Annotated in this window: 14 protein-coding genes and 2 pseudogenes; 4 read left to right on the forward strand and 12 right to left on the reverse strand. The window is 55.2% G+C overall.

What is annotated here, in order from left to right:
* Positions 1 to 42: 42 nt before the first annotated feature.
* From H4J77_RS09850 to H4J77_RS09860, 3 genes are read right to left on the reverse strand one after another with little or no spacing between them, the layout of a single operon-like run.
* Positions 43 to 399 (reverse strand): MerR family transcriptional regulator, encoded by a 357-nt coding sequence (locus tag H4J77_RS09850; RefSeq protein WP_182248143.1) that lies wholly within the window; start codon positions 397 to 399, stop codon positions 43 to 45.
* Between the two features lie 17 nt (positions 400 to 416).
* Complete coding sequence (map, locus tag H4J77_RS09855) at positions 417 to 1,190, reverse strand: type I methionyl aminopeptidase (RefSeq protein ID WP_182248145.1); 774 nt, start codon at positions 1,188 to 1,190, stop codon at positions 417 to 419.
* The gene (locus H4J77_RS09860; RefSeq protein WP_182248146.1) at positions 1,183 to 1,389 is read right to left on the reverse strand and encodes a ParD-like family protein; all 207 of its coding nucleotides are present in this window, start codon (positions 1,387 to 1,389) and stop codon (positions 1,183 to 1,185) included. Before H4J77_RS09860 ends, map begins: the two co-directional genes overlap by 8 nt.
* Positions 1,390 to 1,588: 199 nt before the next feature.
* On the opposite strand from H4J77_RS09860, the gene rarD reads away from it, so the two are divergent.
* Complete coding sequence (gene rarD / locus H4J77_RS09865) at positions 1,589 to 2,494, forward strand: EamA family transporter RarD (RefSeq protein ID WP_182248147.1); 906 nt, start codon at positions 1,589 to 1,591, stop codon at positions 2,492 to 2,494.
* A gap of 82 nt (positions 2,495 to 2,576) precedes the next feature.
* On the opposite strand, the gene H4J77_RS09870 is transcribed toward rarD, so the two are convergent.
* The 3 genes from H4J77_RS09870 to H4J77_RS09880 all read right to left on the reverse strand — a co-directional run bounded on the left by H4J77_RS09870 (position 2,577) and on the right by H4J77_RS09880 (position 5,302).
* A complete protein-coding gene (locus tag H4J77_RS09870; RefSeq protein ID WP_182248148.1) occupies positions 2,577 to 3,947 on the reverse strand; it encodes an ATP-binding protein in 1,371 nt (456 codons plus the stop codon).
* The gene (locus tag H4J77_RS09875; protein ID WP_182248149.1) at positions 3,944 to 4,621 is read right to left on the reverse strand and encodes a response regulator; all 678 of its coding nucleotides are present in this window, start codon (positions 4,619 to 4,621) and stop codon (positions 3,944 to 3,946) included. The genes H4J77_RS09870 and H4J77_RS09875 overlap by 4 nt, the downstream gene beginning before the upstream one ends.
* A 72-nt stretch (positions 4,622 to 4,693) precedes the next feature.
* A complete protein-coding gene (locus H4J77_RS09880) occupies positions 4,694 to 5,302 on the reverse strand; it encodes a hypothetical protein (RefSeq protein ID WP_182248150.1) in 609 nt (202 codons plus the stop codon).
* A gap of 300 nt (positions 5,303 to 5,602) precedes the next feature.
* Between H4J77_RS09880 and H4J77_RS20355 the strand changes: the two are divergent.
* Positions 5,603 to 6,109 (forward strand): annotated as a pseudogene (locus H4J77_RS20355) (MCP four helix bundle domain-containing protein); the annotation flags it as partial.
* Positions 6,110 to 6,535: 426 nt separating this feature from the next.
* Entirely contained in the window at positions 6,536 to 7,243 is a 708-nt protein-coding gene (locus H4J77_RS20360) for a methyl-accepting chemotaxis protein (protein WP_404940768.1), read from the forward strand.
* Positions 7,244 to 7,394: 151 nt separating this feature from the next.
* Here the strand turns inward: H4J77_RS20360 and blaOXA are convergent.
* The 6 genes and pseudogenes from blaOXA to H4J77_RS09915 all read right to left on the reverse strand — a co-directional run.
* Positions 7,395 to 8,147, reverse strand: a pseudogene (blaOXA, locus tag H4J77_RS09890) (class D beta-lactamase); the annotation flags it as partial.
* Positions 8,148 to 8,271: 124 nt separating this feature from the next.
* Positions 8,272 to 8,760 (reverse strand): GFA family protein, encoded by a 489-nt coding sequence (locus H4J77_RS09895; RefSeq protein ID WP_123889753.1) that lies wholly within the window; start codon positions 8,758 to 8,760, stop codon positions 8,272 to 8,274.
* Between the two features lie 309 nt (positions 8,761 to 9,069).
* Positions 9,070 to 9,597 carry a hypothetical protein gene (locus H4J77_RS09900; protein WP_123889754.1) on the reverse strand — a complete coding sequence of 176 codons (528 nt, stop codon included), beginning with the start codon at positions 9,595 to 9,597 and terminating at the stop codon, positions 9,070 to 9,072.
* Positions 9,598 to 9,894: 297 nt separating this feature from the next.
* Positions 9,895 to 11,097 (reverse strand): serine hydrolase, encoded by a 1,203-nt coding sequence (locus H4J77_RS09905; RefSeq protein ID WP_123889755.1) that lies wholly within the window; start codon positions 11,095 to 11,097, stop codon positions 9,895 to 9,897.
* Between the two features lie 258 nt (positions 11,098 to 11,355).
* Positions 11,356 to 12,261 carry a YihY/virulence factor BrkB family protein gene (locus H4J77_RS09910; RefSeq protein WP_123889756.1) on the reverse strand — a complete coding sequence of 302 codons (906 nt, stop codon included), beginning with the start codon at positions 12,259 to 12,261 and terminating at the stop codon, positions 11,356 to 11,358.
* Positions 12,262 to 12,457: 196 nt separating this feature from the next.
* Complete coding sequence (locus H4J77_RS09915) at positions 12,458 to 13,339, reverse strand: mechanosensitive ion channel family protein (RefSeq protein ID WP_123889757.1); 882 nt, start codon at positions 13,337 to 13,339, stop codon at positions 12,458 to 12,460.
* A gap of 518 nt (positions 13,340 to 13,857) precedes the next feature.
* On the opposite strand from H4J77_RS09915, the gene H4J77_RS09920 reads away from it, so the two are divergent.
* A complete protein-coding gene (locus tag H4J77_RS09920) occupies positions 13,858 to 14,985 on the forward strand; it encodes a zinc-binding dehydrogenase (protein WP_123889758.1) in 1,128 nt (375 codons plus the stop codon).
* The last annotated feature ends 1,035 nt before the right edge of the window (positions 14,986 to 16,020 follow it).

Consider the following 16,020-nt stretch of genomic DNA (forward strand, 5'->3'; position numbering starts at 1 on the left):
GGTATGTGTGGAGCCAGCATGCATCTTGGAGTTAACTCTAGGTCAAGCAGGTTTGAGTGATTGGTAGTGTTGGATCTTTGCTTCCAGAGCGACCAAGTGCAGCTGTTCATTCTCGATTCGTGCTCTCAGCGCATCGCTGTGCTGCTCCAGCATCTTTTGCCGCGATGCCAGGGTAGTGCTGCCGAGTGCGCGCAGCCTGGAGTAGGTGAGAATGTCGTCCAGCGACATGCCGGTATCCTTGAGCCGCACAATAAAGCGGACCCACTCCAGATCCTGGGTAGTGAACGCGCGATGGCCACTGGCGTTACGCTGAATGCCCGGCAGCAGCCCCAGCTTTTCGTAATACCGAATGGTATAGGCCGAGAGCCCGGTCTGGGCGGAAAACGTGCGCATATTCATTGGCTCAGTCCTTGTGGCTAGGCACCTTCCTCGGCGCGCAGTGTGAGTACCTCAAAACCGTCTGCGGTGACGGCAATGGTGTGCTCCCACTGCGCCGATAGCTTCTTGTCTGCGGTGACTACCGTCCAGCCATCCTTTTTCTGCTTAACCTTGGCTTTGCCCTGATTGATCATCGGCTCGATGGTGAAGGTCATGCCTTCTTGCAGAACGAGTCCCTTGCCCGGCTGACCAAAATGCATCACCTGAGGTTCTTCATGCATTTCACGGCCGATACCGTGTCCGCAGAAATCACGTACCACGGAGTAACCGTGTTTATGGGCGTGGTGCGCTATGGCATAGCCCACATCACCCAGTGTCGCGCCGGGTTTGACCACCTCGATCCCTTTCCACATGGCCTCGTAGGTTTTATCGACCAGGCGCTTCGCCAGCGGTGTCACATCGCCTATCAGGTACATTTTGCTGGAGTCGGCAATAAAACCGCCTTTTTCCAGGGTAATGTCCACGTTGATGATGTCGCCTTCTTGCAATGTTTGATCGTCGGCAGGTACGCCGTGACACACCACCTGGTTGAGGGAGGTGTTCAGGCTATAGGGAAATCCGTACTGGCCTTTGCTGGCTGGGCGCGCGTCAAGCTCATCGACAATGTAGCGTTCAACCAGGTCATTTATGTCCATGGTAGACATGCCCGTTTTCACCTGGCCATCCAGGTAAGCGAAAACAGAGGCCAGCAGCCGACCTGACTCACGCATCAGCTCCAGTTCTTTCGCGCTCTTCAGTTTGACCTTAGACATTGATGATCTTTCTTATACCGATATCCGCCTGCTGCATTTGCTCGCGGATGATCTGAGAAAACGACATGTCCGGATTGGCCTCGGCCAGCATGCCGATTTTTATCCAATACTCAGCTTGTGCATTGATCGAGCGGACCATCACCGAGCTGGCCTTGCGAATGTCTTCGTGCAGGTCTTCACTTATTTTAACAATACCCATAATGGTCCTTGCTATACGATATATATATGTAACGTATACGAATCATATTTTCATCAATGCGCCGTTGCAAGCGCTTACAATCGGCGAACCAGCATCGACCAACCTGGTCGGTTGGGTTTTAAGTCAGGAATCGTTGGCAGTTGCTACAGCGCCTGTAGAATCGGCGGCACTTCATACCTTTACCAGGAACGCGTTTTAAATGGCTATCAAACTGGACGAGAACAGCCAGGGCATTGCTTATGGCGTCAGCGCATACATGTTGTGGGGCTGTTTTCCGCTGTTCTTTGCCTTGTTTGATGGGGTGCCTGTCTACGAGATACTGGTACATCGTATCGTCTGGTCTTGCGTGTTCCTGACGCTGCTAATCACGCTGATGCGTCGCTGGGCTCCGGTGGTTAACGCCTTGGCCCATCCCCGGCGGTTGGGGCGGGTCGCTGGCTGTGCGGTATTGATTGCGCTCAACTGGGGTGTGTACATCTACTCGGTAGAAACGCACCACGTACTGCAAGCCAGCCTGGGCTATTTTCTAACACCGCTGATCAATGTAGCCCTGGGGATGCTGATTCTGCGCGAGCGCATGGCGCGCCTGCAGGGTGTGGCAGTAGCGCTGGCGGTTGTGGGCATACTGGTGCAACTGGTGCTGCTCGGTACTATTCCCTGGATTGCCGTGATACTGGCGCTCAGCTTTGGCACCTATGGTCTATTGCGTAAACAGGTCCTGCTGGACGGGTTGTCCGGGTTGTTTGTCGAGACGCTTTTGCTGTTGCCGCTGGCATTGCTGGCGCTGGCAGCAATGGCGCAGCTGGAGCTGTCTCACTTTACTCAGGATGCGCGCACCCTGATGCTGCTACTCGCCAGTGGCGTGTTTACCGCGGTTCCGCTACTGGCATTCGCCGGTGCAGCGCGGCGCTTGCGCCTGGCGACGCTGGGCTTTCTTATGTATATCAACCCAAGCATGCAGTTTTTGATAGCGGTGTTTGTTTTCAAAGAGGCTATCAGCTCGGTGCAACTGGCCAGCTTTGCGCTTATCTGGCTGGCGCTGTTGCTTTACTCCTGGTCAGCCTGGCGAGGCATGCAAAGTGCGAGGAAGCAGCAGCGCGTTTGAGGGACTGGGCTCGAGTGGATGGGCTTGAAGTAGTGGGTTTGAAGTCGAGAGCAAGGTGAGCTTTTAACCTGCTTGCCCGCGGCTAAATACGGATTCTAAATGCAGCTCCGCCCAGCTCAGACTCCTCAACAAACAACTCGCCTTCATAGCTTTCGAGGATGTCCTTGACCACGGCGGTGCCAATACCCTGGCCCGGATGCTGGGCGTCCAGGCGTTCGCCTCGGCGCAAAATGCGCTCGCGTTGATCGACCGGCACGCCGGGACCGTCGTCTTCTACACAGAGCTCACAGATACCCTGAGCAATGCTGGCGCGAATCCTCACCTGGCCCAAGCAAAGGCGATACGCGTTCTCCAGCAGGTTGCCCAGCAGTTCAAGCAGGGCAGCACGCTCCATGGGGATTTCCAGCCAGGGATCGAATTGCCGTTGCACGGTTACCTGCTTGTCTCGGTAGACCTTGTCCAGCGCATCGCAGAGGTTGTTTACCACTTGCTGCAAGGGCACTCGATGCCTGATCAGGCCGCTCTTGCGCAAGCTGGCGCGTTGCAGCTGATAGCCGATTTGCTGGCTCATGCGCTCTATCTGGCCCTGTAGTATTCGTGTCTGTTCACGGTTCTCTGGTTTGGCGGCGATGACCTCGCTGACCCCTTGCAGCACGGACAAAGGTGTCTTGAGACTGTGCGCTAGATCATCCAGGGAATGGCGATAGCGCTCGCGCTGCTGACGTTCACTGTCGAGTAGCCGGTTCAGCGAGCCGGTCAGGCGTAGCAGCTCGCTAGGATGCTTGTCGCTGAGGCGCTCGCGGTTGCCGCTCTCGACTTCATCCAGTTCTTTGCGCAGCCCGCGCAAGCTGCGAAAGCCCCAAGTCAAACCGAACCATAGCAAGCCAAGCAATAGCAGCAGAGCAAGCCCCAGCCACAGGTAGAGCTGCGTGGTGAAGCCGCGATACAGCGCCTTGGTGTCGCTCGCCGGTTGCAGGGTGACAATGCTGAATGCGGCGCTTTCGCCGCGAAGTAGATCTACCTCCACATCGTATAGGTAGAAATCCTTACCTTTGCTGTCGTAGATGCGCAAAAGCCGGTTGCCGCCGCCGTCGTATTGGGGCAGGTAGTCAAAAGCAATGCCCCGGGACGAGCGCGATCGCCAGATCAAGTTGCCCTCGCGGTCATAGATAAAACCCAACAGCTTGGCGTCGGGAATATCAAACTCTTCATCGGGCAGCTTGCTGGGCATGGTCAGCTTGCCATCGTCGGTGCGAGCAGCAGAAATCAGGGCGCCCGCATCCGCTGCCAGGCGTTGCTCTACCGTCTGCTCCAGGGCGATCAGAAAAGCGCTGCGCAATAGCGGTAGCAGGGCGGTCATAAACAACACCGCCAGCACTGCGCTGCCAAACATCAGGCGCAGGCGCAGGGATGATCCCCAGCGCTCTTTCACACGCCTGAGACGTAATGTCATCGGCAGCGCTCGGTAAACAGATAACCCTGACCGCGCACTGTTTCTATCGGCTTGAAACCGTTAGTGCTTTCCAGCTTACGGCGCAGGCGGCCGACCAATACCTCGATCACATTGGGGTCGCGTTCTTCGTCATCAGGGTAGAGCTGCTCGATCAATCGCTCCTTGGGTACTACTTGTTGCTGGTGACGCATAAGGTACTCAAGAATGCGGTATTCATAAGCGGTTAGATTCATGCCGGCGCCATCAATCTGCGCTTGTTTGCGGTTCAGGTCCAGTAGCAGTGGGCCGGCTGCTATAGTCGATTGAATAAAGCCTGACGAGCGGCGCAACAGCGCATTAAGGCGGGCTTCCAGCTCTTCGAACTGAAAGGGCTTAACCACGTAATCGTCGGCACCCGAGGCCAGGCCCTCGACTTTGTCTTGCCAGTTGCCGCGCGCGGTCAGAATCAGAATAGGGAAGGTCTTGTCCTGGCTGCGTAGCTGCCGGATGAGATCCAGACCGCTGATATCGGGCAGACCGAGGTCGATAATCGCCAGATCATGATGGTACTCATCGACGCGATACAGCGCCTCTTCGGCGTTGGCCACTGCGTCCACCACGTGGCCCTGTTCGCCGAGTCGGGTATAGAGATGGTGACGCAGCAGCGCCTCATCCTCCACGACCAGCAATTTCATGGTTGCATACCCTCTTTATCATGAACACAACCTAGCCACCCCGTGGGGTGGCTCGGCATAGCAACAGTAACCTCAGAACGCGTAGTTTGCCCCCAGATACCATTCGCCGCTGCTGTGCAGGTCAACTGAGCCGGCTTTGCCTTGGCCGTGCGGGGCGAACTCAGTGCTGGCATTGGTGCGCAGATAACGATAACCGCCCTCCAGCGAGGTATTTTGGCTGACTTCCTGTAGCAGGCCTGCCTGCAGGCCGGCAGCATAACCTATATCGCTGTCACGTGAGACGCCAGGGCTGTTCTGCTCCAGCTTGACCAGACCCAGGGTGCCGCCACCAAACACCTTGGTGCCATTTTCATTCAGCGAGTAAATGGCATCGTAGCTGCCGAGCAGGTTCTGCTGGCGCAGCTTATAACCGTTGTTGCTGCCCGACATGTACTCGTAGGTCGCATAGTAACGGCCGGTCTCGTTCTGTCGGCCGGCGCGCACGCCCCAGGTGTTCTCTTTGTTGATGACTTTGTCGAATTTCGGGTTGTCCAGGTTGGCGTTCAACTCCGATGACTTTTGAATGTTATCGCTGGTTTGGCCCCAGGTTAGCCCTGCAAAGTTTTCGTCGGCATGGGCAGCGGTTGCGATGCCGAACACCAGGGGAGTTGCCAGAATCAGCTTGGAAATAGTCGATTTCATGAATGCCTCTCGAAACACAGTGGATGTATCAAAGCTCGAGAGTCATATTGCATGGCGTCTGCTGAACATAGGCTGAATGCTTGCTGAACAGCAGCTGAACAGAGCGCTATTTCACCGTTGAATCAGAGGTATAGCGTGAATATGGCTAGGTGCCACTATAGGTAATGCCTATGGCCGTTCATGGCAGTTTCAATTGGGTCTTTATCAGGTTTACACATAAGGTACTTACCAGCCCGGTTTGCCTCCTGGTTCGGAGCCTCCGCCGGTCATCACTGCCATCATTCCAGCCGAGCACCCTAGATGAAAAAGAATCTCTCACTCGCGGCCCGCATAGGTCTTGGCTTTGCCGCAATCGTATCATTGCTTATCTTGATCACCGCCATCGGTATTCAGCGCGTATGGTTCATTGACGCGACCCTGGAAGAAGTCAGCGAGAACGCGGCTAAGGTGCAGCGCTACGCAATCGACTTCCGTGGCAGTGTGCACAACCGGGCTATCGCCATTCGTGACGCCGTCCTGGTAAGCAATAACCGTGACATGAATGCGCACTTGGCAGAGGTTACCCGCCTTGAACGGGATTACAGTAAGGCGGCGGCGCTGATGGACGAGCTATACCAAAGCCCTAACGTCAGCGCGCAGGAGTTGACCTTGCTGCGCTCAATTCAGGCGATAGAAACCCAAGCACTACGCTCCACAAAGGCGCTGATTGAACTGCGTCAGTCCGGCAATATTGCAGACGCGCAGGCGCTGCTGCTCAAAGAGACATCTGGCTATTACACCGAGTGGTTAAAGCGCGTTAACGCCTTGATTGACTACGAAGGGGAGTCCATAGAGGTGGAGCTGGCCCTCGTTAAGTCCACTGCCAGTGGCTTTGTCAGTGTCATGCTGGTGGCCACGGCTATCGCGCTGCTGCTCAGTATCATTCTTTCTACCGTGATTATTCGCTTCGTTAAATCAACCCTTGGCGCTGATCCTACCGAAGTGGCAACGGCGATACGTCGCCTTGCAGCAGGAGACCTGCAGCAGAGCATAACCACCGACTACCCCAACAGCGTGATGGATGTGCTCAAGACAGCCCTCGACCGCTTGGCCGAAACGGTGACCCAGGTTCGCAGCGCAGCGCACGAGGTTAATCAGTCTTCAACACAGCTGTTGACCACCTCGTCCATGAACAAAGAGCAAATAAGCCTGCAAACCCGTGAGGCCCAGCAGGTCGCAGCGGCCATTTCACAGATGGCGGCAACGGTCAATGAGGTGTCTGGCTACGCCGCCAACGCCGCAGACGCAAGCCGACTGGCTGACGCAGAAGTAGAAAGCGCCAACCAGGTGGTTGCCGACACCACAAAGGCCATCGAGCAGCTTGCGGCAGCCATTGCAGAAACCACGGTAAACGTCGAGCAAATGTCGACAGACAGCGAGAAGATCGAAAGCGTTATTGAGGTAATTAACTCAATCGCATCGCAAACCAATTTGCTGGCATTGAATGCCGCGATAGAGGCGGCCAGGGCTGGGGAGCACGGTCGCGGATTTGCTGTGGTAGCCGATGAAGTTCGCTCTTTGGCAAACCGGACACAGCAATCCACGCAGACTATCCGTGACATGATCAGCGCGTTGCAGACCGGAACCGAAGCCTCTGCCCGGACCATGCGCAACAGCTGCGAGCTGGCCAACAGCACCGTGATAGCAACGCGCAATGCCCAAGGCATCCTGAGCAAGATCAGTGAAGAGGTGGGTGCAATAAACTCAATGAACGCGCAAATCGCCAGTGCAGCGCTGCAGCAGAGCACGGTCACTGAGGAGGTTGCGCAAAATATCAACCGCATTCATAGCTCTACCGTGGAGTCGGCAGCTGGCTCTGAGCAGGTGGATACGTCAAGCCAGGAGCTGTCGCGCCTGGCCGATGGGCTGACGCAAAAAATGGCCTTTTTCAAGGTTGCCTGAGCCGGTCTTGCCCTGCGTGCCGCAGGTGAGGTTTTCAGCCTTTTGGCGCAGCTCAGCTCGAAGCGACTTGAAGTCAGGTCACTGAAGCAGGGTCGCGTCTTAGTGCTGCTAGAGCAGGGCCGGAAGGTGAATGACGATGCCAGGATTCTCTTTAAGGCTGCTGCGGACTTGGTGTCGGCAGCGCCTGAATGTTGCGCAGAATAGCGCGGGTAATATCTTCACGTTTGTGCAGGTCGTCCATCCGGTTGGGTGTATCGATGTTCAGCGCAAAAAACACCGGGCCTTCGGGCCACTCAACCCAGCCAACCCACCAACCGTAACGGCCTTCCCAGCCGGTTTTGGCGCGCAGAATCCAGTTGCGCTGCGCCTCGACGATCATCAGATCTTTCACCAGCCGTTGATGCTCTATCTTGAAGGGTAACTTGTTGCGATACAGCTGTTGCAGAAAGCGGATCTGCTCCTGCGCCGAGATCGCCAGCTTACCGTCAATCCAGTAATCGCCCTGGGTAACCGAGGGATCGGCGTTGCCATAATCCAGCAGCTGCAGGTAGGCGCGTGCCCTGGGCTCACCAATGTTGCTGGCAAAGCCGCGATACACCCACACGGTTGAGTTGCGCATGGCGGTGCGCAGGGTCTGGTCCTGGTTGTGACCTGCGTAGCTGTGTTCAACACCGTCCCAGGGGAATACCTCAAACTCGTCGCGCACTGCTCCGGCGTCCAGCGCCATGAGCGTGTGGGGAATTTTGAAGGTAGAGGCAGGAGAGAAGCGCTGCGCTGCGCGCTCCGGGTTATGTACCCAGGCAGGTTGGTTGGGTGCGCGCTCATCTAACACCACGATGGTGCCCACGGCATTTTGCGCGGCAAATTCAGTTGCCCAGTCAGAACGCTCTTGGTTGGAGGCCTGCAGGGGCAGAGCAAGGATATACAGCAGGCATAGTAGTAGTTTTGGCATGGTTATCAGGGTCAATCGAGTTTGGCCAGGCGCCCAAGTCGGGCACGAATACGCGGCTACTTTAAAGTGTATAGGCTTAGCTACCAAGCCCCAGCCGGGTATGCCACTCGGCCAGCGACTCCTGCGGGTACTGATCACATAGTTTGTCATTTGCCCCGGCCTGCACCTCAACCCACGGCGCTTTGGAGCCGAGCATCAGGTGCGTGCGCTCGGGTGGTACCGGCAAGGGTGTATCGATAGCGGACGCGAGCGGATGTACCAGTTCTGGCCAGTTCGGGTCCCACAGCCATAAGGCACTGCCACACTCGCGGCAAAAATGGCGCTGGGCCGAGCTTTGCCGCCGCTCGCCGGTGTCGTCATCGGTCATCATCGCCTGATACACCTTCACATGCTCCAGCCCCTCTACCTTCAGCGTCTGATAGTCGCCGCCCAGGTTGATTGCATAACCGCCACCGCCCGCCGTCTTGCGGCAGATAGAGCAGTAACAGAGATTAAACGGGTAGGGCTGCGCCGATTCCAGTGAGAAATGAACACTGCCACAGTGGCAAGAGCCTTTGAGGTGCATGGGATTACCTCGTATTGGTTGCTAGGGTCGCGCACGAGCGAGTCCACTAGCGAGTGGTTTGTAGAAGCGCTCAGGGTAGCAGTCGACAGGATGTGATACACGGAGCATTGTGTGCTGCGGGCTGAAGACGACCAAGCAATAACTATCACATTGGGCGACCGAGATTCCAGCTAGCCGCTGTCCCAAGCAGTCCTCCAGTAAGCGATGTGTTAAAACACCTGCCCGCGAGAAGAGCGATCAGATTTTCTTGCAGGGCAGATTAGCAGCGCTAGCTGGTCTGGGATGCAGGCGCTGCTTCCATGCGGCTGGTCAGTCTTGCCTGGTGAATGTTACGCCCATGATTCTGATTTCTTTTACTGACTCTGCCGGTATGGCAAATTGAAATGCTTGTTTTCTGCCCGTTCGGCTCGGAATCGTAACCTGCAATGGGTTTGCGCCTATAGTCACGTTTGTCGCGTAACCGTCCATGTCAATCGCGATGACATTCTCTGACTCCAGCAGATTGATCAATCTGACCGGTTTGTCGCTGTTGTTTTTGAACCCTACTTCAATAGATGAAGCGCCGTCGCTAACGGCATTGACATTTAAGACGGTGCCCTCGATGTGGGCACGCAAGTCGTCAGCGTTATCAATAATGATGGCTTCGTCTTGACTGAGCCCGGTTTTGCGCCCCTCGTCTATACCATCGTCCACTCCACCAATTAGGTCTTTACCGAACCTGACCATGCCCGATACGACTGATTTTGAAGCCTCGGTTACGGAGCTTTCTTCTGAGCTTTGGGCGTAAGAAACGGAGCTGAGTGTCGTGAGTGCTGCGGCGAATAGTATTTTTTTCATTGGCAATCTTATGTGAAGAGTTCTTTCGGGAGGGAAGGCAACCAATGCCTACGCCAGGGCGCATTGCGCGCTGACACCGAATGAGTTCTATTGAAGTTAAACTGTCCGTGTTCCAGCAACCTATATATCCCTATTGTGGCAGTCGTATCGCTCGGGAAAAAATCAGTGCGCGAGCGTCAGTACTGCCTGGTGAATGGGTAGTTTGCTGCTTGTTGAATGGTGCTATAGGGCGTTCGCGCTGCCAACCTGATCTTCCGGAAAATGCTACTCAGTCCACAGCGCGCGCTTCTCACATCGCTATTCGGGCTGTTTTTCCCGGTCGATGGCCGCTTGCACTTGGCGGTAAAAGGCCAGGCGTTGTTTAGCCTGGTCGCCGCCTTGACGGTCTGTCGCCTGCGGCCAGTTGCCATTGGATGCAATTACCAGTTGCCGCGCGGGATCGATAAAGATGCCCTGGCCGAAAATCCCTTGGGCGATGTAGGCACCATCATCCAGTGTCCACCACTGATAGCCGTAGCCGTGTCCGGGCACACCGATATCCGCCTGTTTGGTAGTTGCCTCGGCAATCCAGCCCTCAGGCAATACGGACTCACCACGGGCGATACCGCCACCCATCATGAACAGACCAAAGCGGGCAAAGTCGCGGGTCGCAGCCTGCATGCAGCAGCCACCGATTTCATGCCCGGTGGAGCCCAGCAGCCAGGTTGCGTCCTGCTGCATGCCAAAGGGCTTCCAGACTTTCTCGGAGAGGTATTCAGACAGGGTTTTGTTCGCGGCGGAACTCGCCAGCACGCCAATCAGATTGGTCTCGCCGGTTTTATAAACCCACTTGGTACCGGGCTCTGCTTCAGACTTTAGTTGGCGCATATAACTCACGGTCACATCCACGCCCGGCTCGGCCTTGTGCGAGTTAAACAGCGCTACGTCTGATTGCGGGTCCGCGTAGTCCTCGTTCCAGGCCACGCCGGAGGTCATGGTCAGCAGCTGCTTGATGGTAACGTTGTCGTAAGCGGAGCCCTTCAGGTCGGGGATGTAGTCCGACACCATGTCGTCGATGCTCTTGATGTAGCCATCCTTGATGGCGGCACCGACCAATGTGGAGGTAAAAGACTTGGCCACCGAGAAACTGGTCCAGCGCCCTTCAGGGCCAAAGTCCAGCCCATACTTTTCCAGCCGCACCTTGCCGTCCTGCACGATCACCAGGGCAGCGGCGCGCTGCGAATCCATATAGGCATCCACATCCAGGCCAACATCCAGCGGCGCGCCCTCAGGCAATGGGTACACATTATCGCCAGCCGCAATAACCCGCGAGTCACTCAAGGCGGGGACGCGGTCCAGCGCACGAAAGCCAGCATCGCGCTGGGCTGTAGACCAGAAAAGTACATTGCCGTCAGTAGGGAAGCTCAAGACCAGCCCCCGCATATCCTTGTCGGCCGTCGCCCAGAACACGCTGCATCCCACTACCAGCAGCAATACGATCGAGATAATCCCTTTTTTCATGCTTATGCTCCTTCTTGTTTTTGTAGGGTCATAGTAGGGCAGTGAGGGGTTTTTAGGGGATGTTATCAGGCGTATAACCAGTGGTGATTTTGGGATAGTTGATAAGGGAATGCTTTCTGCCCGCTAGCCGGTAATCCGGCTTTGGAATACACTGGTCGTTTTACAGGCCCCCGACAGGTGAGCAACGACTGCTCACACATCAAAGCTAACCGGTGCGAGCACGCTGCCGGCTGGCCTTGGTGACGCCGCGATCAATACTCAGCTTAGCGGCGCGTCACCTATCAATTCCCGCTGTACCCGTACCGCCGTGCTCTTGGGACGCACGTGCTTACCGCTGCCCTCCAGATGGGCTCGCGTGAAGGCCGCGCCGAACAGCAGGATCATCGAAGAGTAATTAACCCACAGCAGCAGTAGTGCCAGGGAGCCTGCGGCGCCGTAGGCTGATGCCGTCGCGGTATAGGCTAAGTAAATGGAGATAAGGGTGCGGCCCACCATGAACAATAAAGCGGTAATGAACGCGCCCAGCAACACCTCGCGCCACGATAGCAGCACATCGGGGAGGATCTTGAACATCGCAGCGAACAACAGCGTGGTAACTAACAGCGACAGGGCCAACTCCACCCCGACCATAGTTCCCCCGGGAATAGGTAGCCAGTCTTTGGCGTAGGCCATAATGGCGCTAGAAACGACGGACAACATCAGCGACACCAGCAGAATAAAGCCGATTGCCAGGATAATAGTAAGCGACAACAACCGGCTTTTGACAAATAGCCACAGGTTGTTGCGAGTAGGGCGGGGCGCGACGCCCCAGATCTGATTCAGCGACTGCTGCATCTTTGCGAACACCGTGGTGGCACCCACGATGGTGGCAATAATCCCGATCAGCGCCGGCCAGATGCCGCTTTGGTCGATTTGCGAATTAGCCACTGCAGTTTGTATTGTCTCTGCAGCTTCTGGACCGAGCGTCCCCTCCAACTGCGCAAAAAGCTGACCCTTAACCGCGCTCTCGCCGATAACCAGGCCGACCAGCGCAACCACCACGACCAGCACCGGCGCGATGGAAAAAACAGTGAAAAATGCCAGTGCAGCCGCATAAATAAAGGCCTGGCTATCGAGCCAGTTTTTGATCGCGGCACGGAGTATGTTGAACCAGTACATGATCATAGGGACACGTTGCTGTGAAAGCTGAAAACCATCGTCAAAACACCCTAGTCTTGAAGCCAATCTCGCGGATAGGCGGCCATTATAGGCATGGGCGGCGCGCCTAAACACCTGTCATAGAACAGAAAGCCGGTCGTCCGACGTTGTCGTCAACGCCAGCTTAAAGCGCAGCTGACATCAGACCATGGCCATTCGGGCGTTACGAGTCTGTCTGGTCTTTTCCAGCAAAGGGCACGGGGCCACTGAATGTAAGGGTTCTTTGCGGGAATGGAATTTCAATACCGGCCTCGTCCAGAGCCCGTTTAATGGCCGCGACTACCTGATCGCGCGATTCGCGAATATCGACCGGTTTACTCTGGGTCCACCATGTCACTTCAAAATCAATTGAGCTGGCGCCAAAGCCCTGAGCAAAAACCTGTACCGGCTTATCTTTATTGACCGCACCAACACCTTCTACCGCTGCACGAATAACCTCGCGGCTTTCATCTACGTCTTCGCCATAACCAACACCGCATTGAATGGTAATGCGCCTTGATGTCTGGTCGGTCAAAATACGCAACGGATTGGAGTAGAGATAACCGTTAGGTACGATGGTCAGCACACCATCAGTGCGGCGGATATAGGTATCGCGGATGCTGATGTGCTTGATCTGCCCTTCCACGTCTTCACATTCAATATAGTCATCAATGCGCATCGGTTCGCGCATCAATAACAGCAGCCCGGCCAATAGGTTTTCGAAGGTATCCTTGAATGCCAAGCCAATGGCGATAGACCCAATCCCCAGGCCAGCCAATAATTTGGTCGGCGTTAAGCCAGGCATCGCAATCATTGCCGCAATCAAAATACCGATGCCCCAGATGCCAATGACGATGATTTTGCGCAAGGCTTCCTGCAAAGACGGGCGCAAACCCGATCTCGTGGTCGCTTTAATGAACACTTTCACCACGATGACCTTGATCAACCAGGTAAAAAACAAAAAAGCCAGCGCGGCGATGAGTTGCGGGGCGCTTTCAATAAAGGACGTTAAAGCACTATTCAGCTGATCTTTTAGAATCGTTAGCGGGTTGATATCGAACTCCATCAGCGTTCCTTTACGTATGCGTTGTTATTATTGAGATTAACTCAGTTTTACCCAAAAAAGCGGCGCGCTCGCGGTCATGCACTTGAGTAGCTGTTGTTAGGGCACTACAAGCCATAACAGCTGGATACCTACCTTGGTTGCCAACAAGCGCAATCATGCTCCGTCATTCACAATAGCGATCAGCTGAGCGTCGGAGCAATGCCATTTTCTGTCATCAGGCTCGTTTCGGTCATCTACCAACGCATGCGCCATTAACCCCCAACGCTTGCTACCCGGCGCTAGGCTGGATTTTAGTTAGCTCTTTGGCCGTGGTTTTGCGCTAGATGACAGGCGGCTTAGACTACGGGCAGGTGAACATTAACGCCGGATGAAAATGTGAATCTGAACTCTCGTTTTCCGCTACGATCAGACAGTTCAGCGACGCGGGTCACCCAGGCGCTTAGGGCATGCCGCTCGTTCTGCGCGCTAACAACGATTAGCGCAGCGCCAAAGCACCTACCTTATTCAGGAGAATAAAAGTGTCAGATACCAACATCGAACTGATTTCCACCATTAGCGAAGACAACAAACTAGAACTTGCCCTGCGCGAGATCGAGATTCCCGAGCCCGGCGAAAACGACGTAATCATCCGCATCGAAGCCGCCCCGATTAACCCATCTGACCTGGGCGTGATGTTCAGTGCGGCCGATATGACCACTGCCAAGCAATCCGGTAGCGACGAGCGCCCAGTCATCAATGCCGATGTGCCGGCCAAGTTTATGGGCGCGGTTAAAAAGCGGATTGGCAAGGCAATACCTGTTGGCAACGAAGGCGCCGGTACTGTCGTCGCAGCGGGTTCATCCGCCGCTGCACAAGCCCTGATGGGCAAAACTGTCGCCTTCATCGGCGGTGGCAGCTATCGCAAATTCCTGCGTGCCAATGCGCAAAGCTGTCTGGAGCTGGAGCCAGGTACCACTGCGGAAGAGGGCGCTTCCAGCTTTGTTAATCCGCTGACGGCATTGACAATGGTAGAAACCATGCGCGCCGAAGGTCACAAGGCTATCGTGCACGCGGCCGCCGCCTCTAACCTCGGGCAAATGCTCAACCGCATCTGCATCGCCGACGGCATCGATCTGGTCAATATCGTCCGTAAGGAAGAGCAGGAAACCTTGCTGCGCGACCAGGGTGCCAAGTATGTGGTCAACTCCAGTAAAGACAGCTTTATGGCCGACCTGACCCAGGCACTGATCGACACCGGCGCGACCATCGCGTTTGATCCCATCGGTGGCGGTAAATTGGCCAGTGATATTCTCACCTGCATGGAAGCCGCCGTATCGCGCGACATCACTGAATACAGCGTGTATGGATCTACCATCTTCAAACAGGTGTATATCTATGGCGGCCTTGATCGCGGCCCCATCACACTGAACCGCAGCTTTGGTTTTGCCTGGGGTGTGAACGGCTTTTTGTTGTTCAATGCCTTAGGCAAACTGAACAAGGACACTGTCGTCGCCATGCGCAAGCGCATCGCCGCCGAAATCAAAACCACCTTCGCCAGTAGCTACACTCACGAAGTGTCTCTGGCCGGTGCATTGAAACTGGAGTCGATGGCGGTATACGGCAAGCAAGCTACCGGAGAGAAGTTCCTGATCAAGCCGCAGAGCTAAGGTCCAAGGTTTGATTTTTGGCCGCAAGGCCATGCTGGGACGCTGGAGTCAGGTTGGCTCCAGCGTCTGCAAAAAGCGTAACGCTGCCTACTGACTCTGGCCCCAACCCTGGTTCTGAAGGCTGCGGCTTTACTGTCGTCGTATTCGTCGTTCAGTCTGTCATAGCGTGCCGCCAGACCCTGATCCTTGATCTGGATAATGGATCGGAACTGCGCAAAAAAGACTCCAACTGTTCTTTGGCATCGCTTGCGTCTTCTGAACCGACCCCACGCGATCAACCATAATACCGCGCTTTTGAACGCCCGCTCCCTCCATCGCGCATCACCCAGTGATTAACGCCAAGCAATTGATGTTCACCTCACCGCAATTACTTATTCTGATAGCTACAGCTTCCAAAGCCTTGCTTCATCTGCTTCATTGAGATTTCTATGACGGTATCTGCAGGATCTCGATTTGGCTCCACAATACTCGCATAGCATCGATCACCGCGCAGTTCCATTTGTGCGTCATACAGACGCCCTGTCTGGGGAATAAACGATAAAATGATATCGCATAAAGATGGACCTGAGCCGACCACGAAGAGTTTTAGCCCGATGCGACGGCCGCTGGGAATAGGTAACGTTCGGTTCTCCCTATTATAAGGATTGGAGCCAGTGAATCGCCGCGGTTCAGTGCAGTCTTCTCCGTTATCAAAGTACTGGAATATGTGAATGGCTGGCGACAAGCGCAGAAGTGCTCGTGACTCTACTGGGGGCGCCTGGTAAACCGGTGCACAACCGGCAAGACAAAGTACTGATCCGATCACTATTGACGCTACTTTCATCTGTACCTCCGAATGCAATGTGGAGCAATTTTAAGATTTAGCTTTTGTGTTTTGCTCTTGAGCAAAGAGGCAAAATGCAATACCTGGGGACTGTCAGGTTTTTTGTGTTCGGGCTCTTAACGGCCTGCCATCAGGTAGGCCTTCACTTACCAGGTTGGCCTGGTGAAACGATCTTCATACAGGATCGCAAACTGGTTCATAGCGGCTTTCCA

The sequence above is a fragment of the Pseudomonas sp. 5Ae-yellow genome, from assembly GCF_014077575.1.
Classification (GTDB): Bacteria; Pseudomonadota; Gammaproteobacteria; order Pseudomonadales; family Pseudomonadaceae; genus Halopseudomonas; species Halopseudomonas neustonica.

Excerpts from the sequence above, each read along its gene's own strand:
- H4J77_RS09850 (WP_182248143.1), bottom strand. The coding sequence starts at position 399 with ATGAATATGCGCACGTTTTCCGCCCAGACCGGGCTCTCGGCCTATACC.
- map (WP_182248145.1), bottom strand. The coding sequence starts at position 1,190 with ATGTCTAAGGTCAAACTGAAGAGCGCGAAAGAACTGGAGCTGATGCGT.
- H4J77_RS09860 (WP_182248146.1), bottom strand. The coding sequence starts at position 1,389 with ATGGGTATTGTTAAAATAAGTGAAGACCTGCACGAAGACATTCGCAAG.
- rarD (WP_182248147.1), top strand. The coding sequence starts at position 1,589 with ATGGCTATCAAACTGGACGAGAACAGCCAGGGCATTGCTTATGGCGTC.
- H4J77_RS09870 (WP_182248148.1), bottom strand. The coding sequence starts at position 3,947 with ATGACATTACGTCTCAGGCGTGTGAAAGAGCGCTGGGGATCATCCCTG.
- H4J77_RS09875 (WP_182248149.1), bottom strand. The coding sequence starts at position 4,621 with ATGAAATTGCTGGTCGTGGAGGATGAGGCGCTGCTGCGTCACCATCTC.
- H4J77_RS09880 (WP_182248150.1), bottom strand. The coding sequence starts at position 5,302 with ATGAAATCGACTATTTCCAAGCTGATTCTGGCAACTCCCCTGGTGTTC.
- H4J77_RS20360 (WP_404940768.1), top strand. The coding sequence starts at position 6,536 with ATGGCGGCAACGGTCAATGAGGTGTCTGGCTACGCCGCCAACGCCGCA.
- H4J77_RS09895 (WP_123889753.1), bottom strand. The coding sequence starts at position 8,760 with ATGCACCTCAAAGGCTCTTGCCACTGTGGCAGTGTTCATTTCTCACTG.
- H4J77_RS09900 (WP_123889754.1), bottom strand. The coding sequence starts at position 9,597 with ATGAAAAAAATACTATTCGCCGCAGCACTCACGACACTCAGCTCCGTT.
- H4J77_RS09905 (WP_123889755.1), bottom strand. The coding sequence starts at position 11,097 with ATGAAAAAAGGGATTATCTCGATCGTATTGCTGCTGGTAGTGGGATGC.
- H4J77_RS09910 (WP_123889756.1), bottom strand. The coding sequence starts at position 12,261 with ATGATCATGTACTGGTTCAACATACTCCGTGCCGCGATCAAAAACTGG.
- H4J77_RS09915 (WP_123889757.1), bottom strand. The coding sequence starts at position 13,339 with ATGGAGTTCGATATCAACCCGCTAACGATTCTAAAAGATCAGCTGAAT.